A 15,387-nucleotide genomic window follows, 5' to 3' on the forward strand; every position below is an offset into this window, starting at 1 on the left:
CGCTTAATTGCATGCTGATTTAGAAAGCATAAAAAAGAAGTAGTAAATCCCCTGTTGCGTGGGGGATGATGTTTTATTGTGTTTTACATCCGCAACTTTCACCAATAATCATACGCACTGGAAGTTTATATGATTGAGGTGAATCCCATGGTATGCCTGCGCGTTCGTCAAGAAGTTTTGCAGCTAGGCGTCCCATGTGTTCCATTGGCTGGCGAACAGTTGTGATAGGTGGACGAGAGAATTCTGCTGCCATAATTCCATCAAAACCGGTTATAAGAATATCTTCTGGAATACGAATGCCGGAATCGGTTAAGATCTCCATAACATTGAGTGCTGTCTGGTCATTTGCACATACGATTGCTTGAGGAAGTTGATTAGTGTCGATTGCTTCGCAGAGCTTAACCATCCACTCTTGTGATGTGGCTTCTGAACTATCTAGTAAAGCTGTTGTTACTTGGATACCTCGTTGAGTGACATGTTGTTGGAAAGCATTGAATCTGCTACGCATATCAAAAGTTGTAATCTCTCCAATAAAAGACATGTCTGTTATGTGGTGAATATCGATTAAATGGTCGATTAGAGAAATAATTCCAGCAGTATTGTCGCAGTATATGCTGGCGCAGGATAAAGTGTTATCAAGATCGCCGATGCGTACTAATGGAACTGTTCTGCATAGTTGAGGTAGTGGCAAGTCGTCTGTACCGCGATTAGGGAAAACAGCTAATCCGTCCACGCTACCTGCAATGTCAGTAATGGAATTATTTTCTTTTGGAGAGTTTGCGGTGCCGAGTAAAACAGTTTTACCTCGATGCCAACATTCAAGTTCGAATCCACGCTGTATTTCGTCAACGTAGAGTGGGTAAACGAACATATTTGGGCGAGTAAAAGAAGAATCATTTTGCTCGTTGAGTGCGTTAAGATCCTCTAGCTCGCTACCTTGTGGACGTTCCAGTAACATGTCAAAGGAATATAGTCCCAATGCACCTGTTTTACCGCGAGCGAGACCTCGGGCACTAGCAGAAGGTACATAATCTAGAATGGCTGCGGCATCAAGTACTTTTTTTCGAGTTTTATCTTTAACCTTATCTGGATGTCTAAATGCAAAAGAAACCGTGGCAGTTGACACTCCTGCCTTTTTGGCGACATCATACACTGTTGATTTTCGCATACGCTACCACACGTTTCTCGGATTGCTTATTGTATCGGTTTGTTAAACAGTGTACCCTGAAAAAGTTGTTACGACATAATTTTTAAGAGTCATTCTGCTTACTATTCTTCCATATACTTCTCAGGGTCTGCCTTAAAAGCTTCTAAACAATGGTCTGAGCAGAAGTGGTATACCTTGTTTCCGTAAGCAAAAGGACGCTGGTCGGCATTAACGGTCATTCCACAGATAGGGTCAATCAGCACATCCTCAAGACCACTTGTAGCTGCGGTTGGCTTTTTCTTCAAAAAATCAAACATGAGTTCTCCTTGGCTGGAATGAGTACTATCGTCAATAATAATCTGGGGATGAGCAGAGTTCAGTGTTTTCGCTTCGCGCGAGCTGTCTATGCGAGCAGTGCGAACGCGGGAGGAATTGAGTACCAAACTAACTGAACTAAAAGCCATGGCAAGTCCTGCAATCATTGGGTTGAGTAGCCAACCAGTGAAAGGGTAGAGAATGCCAGTGGCAATAACAATGCCCACAAGATTGTAAGCAAAAGCAAAACCGAGGTTCTGGTAAATATTGCGCATCGTAGCGTGGCTCAAACGGATCATGCGTGCAACCGATGTAATATCTCCGTTCATCAGCGTTACATCAGCGGACCGCATGGCAATATCTGTGCCAGTTCCCATAGCAAAACCTAAATCAGCCTGAGCTAAAGCAGGCGCGTCGTTAATGCCATCACCCACCATAGCAATCATATGGTTTCTCTCGATGCCGCGCTTTTGTTGAGCGTGAGAAATCCAAAATGCTTTGCCGTCTGGTTTCACCTGTGCAATCGCAGTAGATATTCCTGCCTCACGAGCAACCTGCTCGGCAACCTCGACCTTATCTCCAGACAACATAATCGTGCGGATTCCCATGTCGGCGAGCTCTGCCAAAGCTGCTGCAGACGTTGGTTTAATGTGGTCGTGCGTATAAGAAATACGGGCAGAACTCGCATCCTGCACCTGTGCTACACCCTGCGTAATTGTTCCTGTTTTATCAAAAAATATCGTGCGAATAAAACGCGCCTTATCGAGCGCATCAGCAGAGGAAATCAAAATACCATACTGAGCGCCGCGCCCAATACCTGCGGTAATAGATAGAGGGGTAGCTAATCCTAAAGCGCATGGACAAGCAATAATAAGCACAGTAACAGCAGTAGTTAATGCAAAACTAAAAGCGGACTGCTGGGCAAAAATCATCCACAGTGTGAAGGTCCACAAAGCTATAAGAAAAACAGCAGGAACAAAAACGCGGGCAATTTTATCGACAACTGCCTGAACAGGAGCTTTACTTGCCTGAGCAGAAGCAACGAGCTGAATAATCTGCGACAAAACCGTATCCTGACCGGTTGCCGTAATGCGCAGCGCAACAGGAGCATTAAGATTCAAAGTGCCACCCGTAATAGCATCTCCTATTACGCGCTCAATCGCAGCCGACTCGCCGGTCATCATAGACTCATCGAAACGGGCTGAACCGCGCACAATCACACCATCAGCAGGAACGCTGTGCCCGCCAGGGACTTGCACAATATCGCCAGTTTTAATCTGGCTCATTGGCGTTTGAGCGCCAGCCTGCGGCAAGCGCCACGCTTCGGTTTTGAGCTCGGAATCGCTGAGAACGCGTGCAGTATCAGGGCGCAGAGCCATGAGCGCTGCAATGGCACTATTCGTGCCGGCTCGCGCTCGCGATTCAATAAGCGAACCCATAACAACAAGAGTGAGTACAACAACAACTGTGTCGAAATAGACGTGGCGAGCGGTTGCTGGAAGAATCTCAGGAGCAATGCATACCAGCATGCTAAAGACATAGGCGGCGCTCGTTCCCACTGTAACAAGCGCATTCATTTCTGGATTGCGGTGGATAAGTGCGCTCCAGCCAATGCGGTGAATATCCCAGCCAGTATAGAGCATAACAGGCGTGGCGAGAACAGTCTGAATCCAAGGGTTGTTGAGTGTGTGGAGGATTGGAAGCGAGGAGTTGTGTCCCCAAAACATGGAGCCCATGCCCAGAATAAACACGGGAATACTAAAAATAACGCCGACGAGGAAGCGTTTCTTCAGGGTGTTGAGTTCGGCAGTGCGGTCGTTTGAATGGGAATCGGTAATTTCGGTGGTGTTGTTTGTTTCTCTGATGGTGGCATCAGTATCGGAATCAGTATCGCTATCAATATTCGTGCCGCCTTCGCCGGTGACGCGTAACATGCCGTGCACCATATTCATACCGCAGGCAAAAGGATAATCACCAGCAGATAAAGCAGGTAAATGTATAGCGGTTGTGCGCCCTGCAGGAAGAAAAGTGTCTCGTCCCAAATCGGAAAAAACCACATGTGAGGTGCATTCGCCACTATCTTTGCGGTCAAAATATATGGTCAGAGGTGTTCCTGCCTGTGCGTAGATAAGAGCAGGAGAATATGAGCCGTTAATGCTTATGGTAATCTCTTGCTTTGCGCCATTGATAACGGTGTGCTCGCCTTTGCGTGGAGCAAAAAAGAACCAGACTAAAGCTATGCTGAGGACTATTGCAACTGCGCAGTATACAAAAATCATGATTATCCCTTCGTTGTCTCTACCTATCTTAATGAGCTTGAAGGGCTGTATATTTCAACGCAACGCGAGGTTCAGCTCGTGGCGATACCTTCTGCTATTGTCGAACATATGTTCGAATTTATTATTGCTCTTGTTATTGGTGCTCTTCTCGGTGGCGCGCTGGGTTTTATGTACGCGCGCATGAGTTCGCGTGCGGGGGAGAAGGGTGAAAATCAAGACTCTGCTGAGCATCTTACACAGCAAGTGCAGGAACTAACGAGTGCTCGTGATAGTTTGACTGAGCATGTGGAACAACTGCGCGGCGATTTAGCTGCTGAACGTGAGGCAACTGCTAAGCTCGAGGGAACAGTGCAGGGAGAGCGTGAGAAACTTGTGCTGCTTCAGGAGCAACTCGACGCTGCCCGTAAAGACGTGCAGTTAGCGCGTAAGGCAGAAGAAGAGCGTGTAGAGCGTGAACGAGAGAAAGAGCTTAAGCGCGAAGAAGAACTGCGCGCTAAGCAAGAGCAAGAACTCACAGAACAGTCTCGCGTGCTGAAGGCACTGACTCCAGTGCAGAAGAACTTAGATATTCTGCAGCAAAAAGTGGCTCTGATGGAAGAAAGCCGCAAGAGTGAAATGGGTAAGCTGGGAGAGCAGCTGCTCGGTTTGGGTAAAGCGCAAGAAAAGCTCGATAAAGAAACAACGAGTTTGGCTATGGCTTTGCGCAATAACAAGATTCGCGGTGCATGGGGCGAAGCACAGCTGAAGAATATTGTGGAATCTGCTGGTTTGCGTGAACATGTTGATTTTGAAACACAGTATGTGGTGCACGGTAATGATGGGCAACGGCAGCGTCCTGATATGGTGGTGAATTTGCCAGATGGAAAGTTCATTCCAATCGATGCGAAAGTGCCATATTCTGCTTATCAGAAGGCATGTGAAATAAGCGATGCTGCTCCTGAGCAAGAATTGCAATTGCGCGATGAATATCTGCATGAACATGCTAAAGCCTTACGTGCGCATATTGATGAGTTGGGCAAGCGCGAGTATTGGAAAAATGGCGATGATCGTGTGGCGCCAGATTTCGTTATCGCCTTTATTCCAAACGAATCGCTTCTGCAGGCAGCTTTGGATGTTGACCCAACAATTTTGGATTATGCGTTTAATAAGCAGGTGGCACTTACTTCACCTGTTACCTTATGGTCGGTGTTGAAGTCCGTCGCTTTCGCTTGGCAGCAGCAAACATTAAGTGACGAAGCGCAGCAGCTTTTCGACCTATCTCGAGATCTTTTCGATCGTTTAGGAACGATGAGTGCTCATGCCACAAAGCTCGGTCGTACGCTGGGAACAGCTGTGCTCGACTACAATAAATTCGTTGGTTCCTTACAATCGAAGGTGGTGCCAACGGCACGCAAACTCTCGAAATTAGACGGTGGGAATTTGTTTGAGCTGCCACAGCCCATTGAAGACGAGAAGAAGAGCGATATTCGCGAAATAACCGCGCCGGAACTTATTACCACATGGGACGACGAGACGGAAAGATAGACTATCAATCATGACAGATTTCAAAGCAACAGGAAGCGCCGATTTACTTCAGCAGATTGCTGATTTACCGGAAGAAATGCTTGAGCCAACGCAACGCTTAGAAAAGTTGGTGCGTGCTGAAGTAGTGAATAAACAGTTTAGCGAACTCACCTCTGTAACCTATCATCATGATGGTGCAACGCTTGCTGGTCACGCTCTCCTTGATGCTTTAGAAACTCATGGTTTTATGCTCGACGATTTTGACGCTGTGGGAGCTATGACCACCGCAGGCATTCCGTTAGTTACTGCAATGATTCATGCGGCGGCGTCTCGCGGTCAAATTCTTGATGGTTTCCTAATGGATTTTGTGTTCCCTGGTATTAAAGGGCCGTCAATAGCAGGAAAGCGTGTTATTCTTGTGGATGCATGGCTGTCGGAAAAGTCCTTTGTGCAAACTTCTTCCGTTGTTACGCTTACTCACGGCAATGAGTTGAATGTAGATTTTGCTGTGCTTGAAAATGAAGGTGCTCAGATTTGCGCTATAACTTCCTTAGTAGGAAGCGTGGGAGGGCATGGCGAGAGTATGCATGGCGAAGACCACGTGTGCCAATGCGGTAATGGCGGTTGTGACAACTCAGATAGTTGCTGCGGTGGCGGTTGCGGTCATGATCATGCGTCACAAGAGCTCGAGATTCAGCTTGTGAACCCTGTTAGCGACTATGTTACATCTGTACCATTCATTCCTGTGTTCTTAGACAAAGACGTACAAGGTGAGGATGTGCACGAAGCATGATTCCACCAAGTGAGTTTACACGGCGAGTAATGGCGGCAGGCAATCCTGGATTGCGAGAAATCGGTGTCGGCTCATGGGAAGAAGAGCATCCAGATGAGCCACGCCCAATAGGTGAGCAGTATGATGAAGAGCTCCTTAACGAAGGAGACCGTCGCAATGTGATGGATCGCTACCGTTACTGGAGCGTTGAAGCAATCAAAAAAGATCTCGATGAGCGTGGACGCTACGGTTTTGAAGTAGCGGTAGAAAACTGGACGCACGATTTCAATATCGGTTCCATTGTGCGAACTGCTAACGCCTTCACTGCTAATGCCGTGCATATTATTGGTCCTAAAAAGTGGAACCGTAAAGGATCACTAATGACTGAGCTGTATCAGCATGTGCATCATCATGCCAGTATTGACGAGTTCATTGATAATCTCACAGCACGAGCTGAGCAAGAAGGCAAGCCACGTCCTCGTATTATTGCTCTCGATATTGTACCAGGAGCGCAGCCAATAGAACGCTATGATTTTCCAGAAAATTGCGTCATGATTTTCGGAGCAGAAGGCCCTGGTTTAACAAGCCGAGCTCTAGAACGCGCTGATGATGTGGTGTATATCTCTCAAACAGGCTCCGTTCGTTCCCTCAATGCAGGCGCTGCTGCTGCAGTTGCCATGCATACATGGGTTATGCAACACGGCGTAATCGGCTAGAGTGTTCTAACAGTCAAAGTGTTGTATTGCTTCAAGTGTTGCTGGCTAGGGTTGCTTATGAGTAGCTCGCCAGCCGCACTGAAATTACGATATCTAAGCGATACAAACTCGTAACCTAAGTGTCTGGTTAGACATCTAATATGGGGCACTATGCCTACATTTACACGTGAAGAAATCGAGCATTTGGGTGAATTAGCTCAAATTGCTTTAACAGATGAAGAAATTACTCGTCTTCAAGGTGAACTTAACGCAGTTGCAGAGGCTATTGCACAGGTGCAAGAAGTTGCTTCAGAAAATATTGCACCAACTGCAAATCCAGTACCTCTCGAAGCATATATGCGTCCAGATGAGCCTGCGACACCATTAACTCAGGATGAAGCACTTTCGGGCGCTGCAGCATCCGAGGACGGTATGTTCGTAGCTCCACAGATCTTGGGGGAGTAAAACATGGATAAGAACATGCGTAACGATTTAGTTAAGCTGTCTGCAGCTCAGATGGCAGAAAAATTCAAAGCAGGCGAAGTAAGCTCTCGCGAACTTGTTGACGCACATGCAGAAGTTATTGAAGCTGCTGAGCCAGCAATCAATGCTTTCTTGAAGCTCAGCTTTGATCAGGCTCGCGAACAAGCAGATGCTATTGATGCAAAGCGTGCAGCGGGTGAAGAGCTTGCTTCATTAGCGGGTGTGCCTATTGCAATTAAAGACATGATTGTTACTAAGGGCATCGAAACAACTGCAGCATCGAAGATTTTAGAAGGCTGGGTTCCTCCATACGATGCCACAGTTATTACTCGCCTGAAGAAAGCTGGTCTGCCAATTTTAGGTAAGACGAATCTCGATGAGTTCGCTCAGGGTTCTTCTACCGAGCATTCTGCTTACGGCAACACGCAGAACCCATGGGATACAGACCGTGTTCCAGGTGGTTCAGGTGGCGGTTCGGCTGCAGCAGTGGCTGCTTTCGAAGCTCCACTCGCATTGGGAACAGATACGGGTGGTTCTATCCGTCAGCCAGGTGCCTTTACAGGAACAGTGGGCGTGAAGCCAACATACGGTGGCGTATCTCGTTTCGGCGCAATTGCTATGGCATCCTCCCTTGATCAGATTGGTCCTGTGAGCCGCACCGTTTTGGATTCTGCTTTGTTGCAAGAAACTATTGGTGGTCACGATCCTCACGATTCCACCTCTTTGCCTGGCTCTGCTCCTGCAATGGTGGCAGCAGCTCGCGAAGGCGCGAAGCGCGATCTTAAAGGCTTGAAAGTTGGTCTTATTAAGGAGCTGTCTGGTGAAGGTTTCCAAGAAGGCGTATCGAAGCGCTTCAACGAGGCTGTAGAGCATTTGACTGCTATGGGCGCTGAGGTTGTTGAGATTTCTCTGCCAAACCTCAAGTATGCTTTGGGCGCTTACTACATTATTATGCCATCGGAAGTATCGTCCAATTTGGCTCGCTACGATGGTATGCGCTATGGTTTGCGCGTTATGCCTCCAGAAGGCGTTCCAGCAACAGCAGCTAATATGATGGCTTATACCCGCGAAGCAGGTTTCGGCGACGAAGTAAAGCGCCGTATTATTTTGGGAACTTATGCTTTGTCCGCTGGATATTATGACGCTTGGTATGGTAGTGCACAGAAGGTGCGTACCTTGATTATCGAAGACTTTAAGAAGGCTTTCGAAAAGGTTGATGTGTTGGCATGCCCAACATCTCCATCGACTGCTTTTAAGTTCGGTGAGAAAACGAAGGATCCATTAGCCATGTATCTGGATGATATTGCAACCATTCCAGCAAACTTGGCAGGCGTTCCAGCTATTTCCGTTCCAGCAGGCGTAAGCGATGACGGTATGCCGGTTGGCTTCCAGTTTATTGCTCCACAAAAGCGTGACGATGTTCTCTACAAGCCAGCTGCTGCATTGGAAGCTGCATTAGAAGAACAGTGGAACGGTCCAGTATGGCAGTGGATGAATACTCCATGGTTGGGCGAGTAGGTCGAAGGACAAGAAAATGGCTGAAAAATTAATGAAGTTTTCCGAGGCTGTGGGAAAGTACGATCCTGTTATCGGTCTCGAAGTACATGTGGAGCTGAACACTAAGACCAAGCTTTTCTGCCCTGCAGAAGTATCGTTTGGTGGTGAGCCAAATACTCAGCTCACCCCTGTATCCCTTGGTTTGCCAGGTTCTTTGCCAGTGGTGAATAAATCTGCTATTGACTACGCTATTAAGCTTGGTTTGGCGTTGCATTGCGATATTGCTGAATGGTCTCAGTTCGCTCGTAAGAACTACTTCTACCCAGACATGCCTCGCGATTACCAGATTTCGCAGTATGATAAGCCACTAAACGGCGAAGGTTACCTCGATGTAGAGCTGGAAGACGGCGAAATCTTCCGCGTTCCAATTGAGCGTGCTCACGTAGAAGATGATGCTGGTAAGAACACACACGTCGGCGGTGCAGATGGTCGTATTGAAGGTGCCGACCATTCCCTCGTGGACTACAACCGTGCAGGTGTGCCATTGGTAGAAATCGTAACCAAGCCAATTACTGGTGCAGGTGCACGCGCAGCTGAAGTTGCTGGCGCTTATGTGCGCACTATTCGCGATATTGTTCGTGCTCTCAACATTTCCAACGCTCGCATGGAGCAAGGAAATATGCGTGCCGACGTGAACGTATCGTTGCGTAACAGTCCAGATGCACCATTTGGCACTCGTTCCGAAACGAAGAACGTGAACTCCTTCCGTGGCATTGAGCGCACTATTGTGTATGAAATTCGCCGTCAAGCTGCTGTGTTGGAAGCGGGTGGAGAAGTTCTTCAGGAAACTCGCCACTGGGATGAGGCTAGCCAAACAACTGCTGGTGGTCGTGTGAAGACTGATGCCGACGATTACCGCTACTTCCCAGATCCAGACTTGGTTATGGTTCACACCACCAAGGAGCATATTGACGAGCTTAAGGCTCAGATGCCAGAAATGCCACGCGAACGTCGCAACCGCTTGCAAACCGAATGGGGTTTGAGTGATAACGATATGCGCGATATTATTAACGCTTCTGCTTTGGATCTCGTAGAAGAAACTGTTAAAGCTGGTGCTAGCCCAGCCGGTGCTCGCAAGTGGTGGATGGGTGAAATTTCCCGTACTGCTAACGAGAACGACACAACTTTGGAAGAGCTAAGCATTACTCCAGCCGATGTGGCGCGCGTAGAGGCCTTGATTGCTGAGGGTAAGCTCAACGACAAGCTGGCTAAGCAGACAGTTTCAGGGGTTATTGCTGGCGAAGGCACTCCAGATGAGGTAGTGGCTAAGCACGGCTACGAGGTTGTTCAAGATACTGGTGCTTTGGAAGCAGAAGTCGATAAGGCTCTTGCCGCAAACCCCGATATCGTAGAAAAGCTCAAGAGCGGCAATATGAAGCCAATGGGCGCTATTATTGGTGCTGTTATGAAGGCAACTCGCGGACAAGCCGATGCTAAGACTGTTACTGGCATCATTATGTCTAAGATTAAATAGCGCACAATAACTCAGGTATAAAGAAGGGGAAAGGCAATCAATGCAAGATCGCACTCTCAATGAAAGCGTGGTACTGCCAGAAATTCGCGGAGAAATGGTTAAACTTCGCGCGGCAAGCTGGGAAGATTTCAGCACCATGGATCGCATTCACGCCTTTTCCTCTTCTTTAACACTGGTAGGAAAATCTGAGGAAGCTGAGCGCGCTATTGTGCGTTCATGGATTCAGCGTTCATTACGCTGGCAGAAAGGCGTTCGCACCCAAGAAGAAGGTCTGCAAGATGCTGAAGCTCGAGGAGTGATGGCATGGTCTCTGTTCGCGAATGACTCGCAAGACGCAGACGGTGATGAACTTATTGGTATGGCTTTCCTCGTAGACATTGATGCATGGGCACAATCCGCTCGCATTCAAGTTATTTTGGGTCAAGATTACCGTGGTCGAGGATATACCCGCGACGTTATGCCCCGCGTAATGACCTACGGTTTCGCTCCGCGTCCGGCAGGCTTAGGATTGCACCGCATTTGGATTAGCACATCCTCATCAAATATGCGCGGTCACGCAGTATATAAATCACTTGGTTTTATTGAATCGGGTACATCTCGTGACGCTTTATGGGATGACAGCGAAGACCACTACATGGATTTGCATGTTTTCGACATGCTCGTTGATGAATTTGATCCTATTCAATCGCTGGCTACTTTCGGTTTGCATACTATCATGGATAATCCTGGCGTGCGTGAAGCGCTGGCTCAGCATGAACGTACCCAAAATATCAAAAAGAAAAATCACAAAGAGCAAGCCGTGCAACTTCCTCCTATCTCTGGTCAGCGTCAAACTATTAGCGGCGACGATATGGTAAACCAAGACGAAGAGTTGCCATGGTGGCGTAAACTAGGAGCCAACCGAAAGCGCGACTAAGTTCATAGCAATCCCACCATAAGGAGAGCTTTATGAGTGCAGAAGATCTCGATAACTACGAAACAGAAGCTGAACTGGCACTGTATAAAGAGTATCGTGATGTTATTAAACTTTTTACCTACGTTATTGAAACTGAACGTCGTTTTTATTTAGCCAATCGTGTAGATTTTAACGCTCGTCAGGCAGGTCAAGACGTGTATTTTGACGTCCAGCTAACCGATGCGTGGGTGTGGGATGTCTATCGTCCTAACCGTTTCGTAAAAACGGTGCGCATCGTTACTTTCAAAGACGTGAATGTAGAAGAAGTACAAAAAACTGATATCGAAGTACCGCGCAATTTGTAGTCTATCGCATAAAACACACACAGTATTTGTGCGTATATGTGCATGAACTGCAAAAAATTTGTGTTCAGTATCGAGGAAAGTCAAGAAAAACTGTAGTTTGCGCTATCCTTAGAAAGAGTATCTAAAGTTAGAGGAGTTAATGTGACAGATAAACAATCTGTTGTGATTATCGGTGGTGGCCCAGCAGGTCTTACCGCAGCGTGGGAATTAGTTAAAGATAATGCCGACGCTTACGATGTCACCGTGCTGGAAGCAAGCCAAGAATTTGGTGGCATTGCTCGCACTGTAAAGTACAACGGTAATCGTATGGATATTGGCGGTCATCGCTTCTTCTCCAAAGACGATCGCATTATGCAGTGGTGGCAAGATGTTATGCCATTGCAAGGTGCTCCATCCTACGATGACAAAAAATTGGGACGTCATCATGATTTGAACCCTGGCGGACCAGATCCAGAAAAAACTGATGTAGTTATGCTGAAGCGTCACCGCTTGTCCCGCATTTTCTGGAATCAGCATTTCTTTGATTATCCAATTAGCTTGACCCCTAATACCATTAAAGCGATGGGCTTCTTCCTGACTGTGCAGGCAGGTTTTAGCTACTTGTGGTCAACCGTTCACAAGCTTCCAGAAGATAATCTGGAAAACTTCTATATTAACCGTTTCGGCCGCAAACTCTACTCGCTGTTCTTCGAGGGATACACTGAGAAGCTCTGGGGTCGCCATCCAAGCGAAATTTCTGCTGACTGGGGTGCTCAGCGTGTTAAGGGTCTGAACATTTGGAATATTTTAGGCAATGCTTTTAAGAAGCTTATGCCAGGTCATAAGGCAGATAATTCTAAGGTAGAAACTTCTCTGATTGAAGAGTTCTGGTATCCAAAGCTTGGTCCAGGTCAGCTCTGGGAGGTTGTGGCAGATAACTCTACTGCTAAGGGCGCAACAATTATTAAGGGCGCTAAGGTTACCTCTATTCACAGCGAAAACGGTAAAGCGTCTGCAGTAGATTACACCACTGAAGATGGCAAGGTTGTGAGCTTAAAGGCTGACCATGTTATTTCTTCTATGCCGCTCAATCACTTGATTGACGCGATGAACAACGGTGGCGTAGACGTTCCGGCTTCTGTAACAGAAGTTGCGCACGGTTTACCATTCCGCGACTTCGTAACCATTGGTTTGCTCGTAAAGAAGTTGCGCGTAAAGAACACCACAGATGTTCCAACTTTAGGTAATCCTCCTATCGTTCCAGATAACTGGATTTATGTGCAAGATCCCGGATACAAGGTAGGACGTATTCAAATCTTCAATAACTGGAGCCCATATCTCTTAAAGGATCCAGATAATACCGTATGGATTGGTTTGGAATACTTTACTGACGAAGGCGACGATTTCTGGAACCTCAGCGACGAAGAAGCTCGCAAGTTTGCTATTGCCGAAATGATTCGCATGCGCATTATTGAAAGTGCAGATGATGTGCTTGATGCTCACCGCGAACTCGTTCCTAAGGCATATCCAGCATACTTCGATACCTACGATCGTATCGATGAGCTAACCGGTTGGATTGATTCCTTAAGCAATGTGTACTGCGTAGGACGTAATGGACAGCACCACTACAATAACCAGGATCATTCGATGGCAACATCGATTGAAGCTGTGGAGAACATTAAGACTGGTCGCGAAGACAAGTCCAATGTATGGGGCGTGAACACCGAAAAGTCTTACCACGAGTCAAAATAACAGCATATAGACCATATGTACTCAGCACACAAGCACTGAAGAGGTCGTGAACACCGATTTCTTCAGTGCTTTAGTGTATACTAGTAACTTGTATATGCCGAGTGGAAGCATTGCCACATAGATGCGCCACTCACTAGGTCTAGCTCAAGCTAGTTCAGCCGGCTCAAGCCTAGCTACAAACCTAGCTCGCTCTAGCTATGAGCAGACTGGCCTCTTTGCAAGCAAACTTGCAAAGGAGAACGAGGAATATACCAAGCGTATTATTCCCAGACTTAACGCTGATATGTGGCGGCGTACGAGGATTATAATGAACGCTATTGAAGCATTCGAAGCTAAGCAGCTCAAGGCTGCAGATTCCATTCCTGCATTCCGTCCAGGCGACACCGTTAAGGTGAACGTAAAGATTCAGGAAGGTAACAACTCCCGTATTCAGGCATTCCAGGGCGTCGTTATTGGTCGCCAGGGTGCTGGCTTGCGTGAAACCTTCATCGTTCGTAAGGTTTCCTTCGGTGTTGGCGTAGAGCGTCGCTTCCCAGTACATTCTCCATCTATCGATTCTATTGAATTGGTACGTAAGGGTAAGGTACGTCGCGCAAAGCTCTACTACTTGCGCAACTTGCGCGGTAAGGCTGCTCGTATTGTTGAGCGCCGCGACAACTCTGCAAAGTAAGCGAGATGGAGAGAAACCCGGGGCTCTACCTCGGGTTTCTTTATTTTCGTAAGAGGCGAAGCACAGTGGAGACCAATATGAGCACAGCCAAACATTCTCGTCGTGAGAACTATATTCCTGCACATAGCACAGGTGAACGGCACTATCGAGCAAGCGAACGCCGCCTTATGGGAGCGCTAGATTGGTTATTCTATTTCGTTGTGCCTATGGCTATAGTTTTAGTGCTGCGTTTTGTTGTTTTCGGTCTTTTTATTATTCCCTCCGCCTCGATGGAAAACACGTTGATGATTGGTGATCGTATTATTACCAATAATCTCAATATTTCTTCTCAAACTTTAAAGCGCGGTCAAGTGATTGTTTTTGCTGATAATTCGCACTGGCTGACCGCACAAGACATGAATGAAGCAGCCAGCTCCACACATAGTTTTGGCATATATAGCGGCAAACTGTTTCTCGTGAAACGTCTTATTGGCTTGCCGGGCGATGTGGTGGCCTGTGATGGTGGGGGAGCGCCTGTAACAGTAAACGGTCAAGCTATTGATGAATCATCGTATTTGAAGCCAGGTGTTGCGCCATCGGATGGAGCTTTTTCTGTTACTGTTCCTCCCGATAGCGTTTTTGTTATGGGAGATAATCGTTCAAATTCTGCTGATTCGCGCTTCCATCAAGACGATGGTAATTCAGGCTGTGTGCGCATTAGTTCCGTTACAGGCGTAGCGATGGCTGTTTTCTGGCCTTCATCCGATTGGAAAACTTTGAACGCAGGCCGCCAAGCATTTGAAAGTGCAGGCTTGTAATGGCTAGCCCTCTTCCAACGTGGGATTATGAATCAGAAATTGTAGCTCAAGGTGCTCAGTGGATTATTGGTCTCGATGAAGTAGGCCGCGGCTGTTTAGCAGGACCAGTAACGCTTGGCGCTGCAGCTTTTCCAGCCGCTCGTATTGGCAGCGATACTATTCCTCACGATCTGAAAGATTCGAAACTACTGACCGAGCGTAAACGCGAAGCCCTCATAGAACCTGTGCAATCATGGGCTGCAGCTGTAAGCACAGGCTCGTGCAGTAATCAAGAAATTGATGAATGGGGTATAGCGGCATGTTTAGGTTTAGCTGCTGTGCGTGCTTTACATACTGTTGAGCATATGCTTGCTCAGAAGTATCCTGACGACTTTTATGATCGCGTGCGCCTTGCTGTTATCTTGGACGGCCCGCATGACTATATAACACCCGCGCTATCGATGCTAAACGCTCCTGCTATACCCGTTATTCCGCGCGTATATACGCAGGTTAAAGCTGATCAAAAATGCGCAAGCGTGGCAGCAGCATCTGTTTATGCGAAAGTACAGCGCGATCATGAAATGATGCGCATAGCCCGAGAAAATCCGCAGTGGTCTGCCTATGCGTGGGAGAAAAATAAAGGCTACGGATCTGCAGCACACAGAGCCGCTATACAAGAATATGGCCCAACACCATATCATCGCATTAGTTGGAAGTTGGGATAA

At 47.3% G+C, this 15,387-nt stretch carries 14 protein-coding genes; 12 read left to right on the forward strand and 2 right to left on the reverse strand.

All coding sequences use genetic code 11. The annotated features are described in order from the left end of the window. Positions 1 to 73: 73 nt before the first annotated feature. Together HMPREF2909_RS08355 and HMPREF2909_RS08360 are read right to left on the reverse strand one after the other, a co-directional pair. Entirely contained in the window at positions 74 to 1,168 is a 1,095-nt protein-coding gene (locus tag HMPREF2909_RS08355) for a LacI family DNA-binding transcriptional regulator (protein ID WP_071415910.1), read from the reverse strand. Between the two features lie 101 nt (positions 1,169 to 1,269). Beyond that, positions 1,270 to 3,741: an HAD-IC family P-type ATPase gene (locus HMPREF2909_RS08360; RefSeq protein ID WP_071415911.1), complete on the reverse strand. Its 2,472-nt coding sequence runs from the start codon at positions 3,739 to 3,741 to the stop codon at positions 1,270 to 1,272. A 108-nt stretch (positions 3,742 to 3,849) separates the two neighbouring features. Here HMPREF2909_RS08360 and rmuC point away from each other — a divergent pair, with 108 nt between their 5' ends. The 12 genes from rmuC (at position 3,850) to HMPREF2909_RS08420 (ending at position 15,387) form a co-directional block, all read left to right on the forward strand. Then, entirely contained in the window at positions 3,850 to 5,265 is a 1,416-nt protein-coding gene (gene rmuC / locus HMPREF2909_RS08365) for a DNA recombination protein RmuC (protein ID WP_071416045.1), read from the forward strand. Positions 5,266 to 5,275: 10 nt separating this feature from the next. Further along, on the forward strand, positions 5,276 to 6,037 hold the full coding sequence (locus HMPREF2909_RS08370; RefSeq protein ID WP_071415912.1) for a type I phosphoribosyltransferase: 762 nt from the start codon (positions 5,276 to 5,278) through the stop codon (positions 6,035 to 6,037). Continuing rightward, positions 6,034 to 6,732, forward strand: coding sequence for a TrmH family RNA methyltransferase (locus HMPREF2909_RS08375; RefSeq protein ID WP_021618767.1), 699 nt, complete (start codon positions 6,034 to 6,036; stop codon positions 6,730 to 6,732). Before HMPREF2909_RS08370 ends, HMPREF2909_RS08375 begins: the two co-directional genes overlap by 4 nt. Before the next feature lie 150 nt (positions 6,733 to 6,882). After that, positions 6,883 to 7,176 (forward strand): Asp-tRNA(Asn)/Glu-tRNA(Gln) amidotransferase subunit GatC, encoded by a 294-nt coding sequence (gatC, locus tag HMPREF2909_RS08380; RefSeq protein WP_021618766.1) that lies wholly within the window; start codon positions 6,883 to 6,885, stop codon positions 7,174 to 7,176. A gap of 3 nt (positions 7,177 to 7,179) precedes the next feature. Next, a complete protein-coding gene (gatA, locus tag HMPREF2909_RS08385; protein ID WP_022857032.1) occupies positions 7,180 to 8,712 on the forward strand; it encodes an Asp-tRNA(Asn)/Glu-tRNA(Gln) amidotransferase subunit GatA in 1,533 nt (510 codons plus the stop codon). A gap of 16 nt (positions 8,713 to 8,728) precedes the next feature. Continuing rightward, positions 8,729 to 10,225: an Asp-tRNA(Asn)/Glu-tRNA(Gln) amidotransferase subunit GatB gene (gatB, locus tag HMPREF2909_RS08390; RefSeq protein WP_071415913.1), complete on the forward strand. Its 1,497-nt coding sequence runs from the start codon at positions 8,729 to 8,731 to the stop codon at positions 10,223 to 10,225. A gap of 40 nt (positions 10,226 to 10,265) precedes the next feature. Further along, positions 10,266 to 11,141 (forward strand): GNAT family N-acetyltransferase, encoded by an 876-nt coding sequence (locus tag HMPREF2909_RS08395; protein WP_071415914.1) that lies wholly within the window; start codon positions 10,266 to 10,268, stop codon positions 11,139 to 11,141. 32 nt (positions 11,142 to 11,173) lie between these two features. Beyond that, positions 11,174 to 11,485, forward strand: coding sequence for a DUF2469 domain-containing protein (locus tag HMPREF2909_RS08400; protein WP_021618762.1), 312 nt, complete (start codon positions 11,174 to 11,176; stop codon positions 11,483 to 11,485). 141 nt (positions 11,486 to 11,626) lie between these two features. After that, entirely contained in the window at positions 11,627 to 13,216 is a 1,590-nt protein-coding gene (locus HMPREF2909_RS08405) for an NAD(P)/FAD-dependent oxidoreductase (protein WP_071415915.1), read from the forward strand. Between the two features lie 307 nt (positions 13,217 to 13,523). After that, a complete protein-coding gene (gene rplS / locus HMPREF2909_RS08410; protein ID WP_022857035.1) occupies positions 13,524 to 13,886 on the forward strand; it encodes a 50S ribosomal protein L19 in 363 nt (120 codons plus the stop codon). Positions 13,887 to 13,963: 77 nt separating this feature from the next. Further along, the gene (gene lepB / locus HMPREF2909_RS08415; protein ID WP_071415916.1) at positions 13,964 to 14,683 is read left to right on the forward strand and encodes a signal peptidase I; all 720 of its coding nucleotides are present in this window, start codon (positions 13,964 to 13,966) and stop codon (positions 14,681 to 14,683) included. Next, positions 14,683 to 15,387: a ribonuclease HII gene (locus HMPREF2909_RS08420; protein WP_022857036.1), complete on the forward strand. Its 705-nt coding sequence runs from the start codon at positions 14,683 to 14,685 to the stop codon at positions 15,385 to 15,387. The genes lepB and HMPREF2909_RS08420 overlap by 1 nt, the downstream gene beginning before the upstream one ends.

This window comes from Alloscardovia sp. HMSC034E08, from assembly GCF_001813415.1.
GTDB lineage: Bacteria > Actinomycetota > Actinomycetes > Actinomycetales > Bifidobacteriaceae > Alloscardovia > Alloscardovia omnicolens.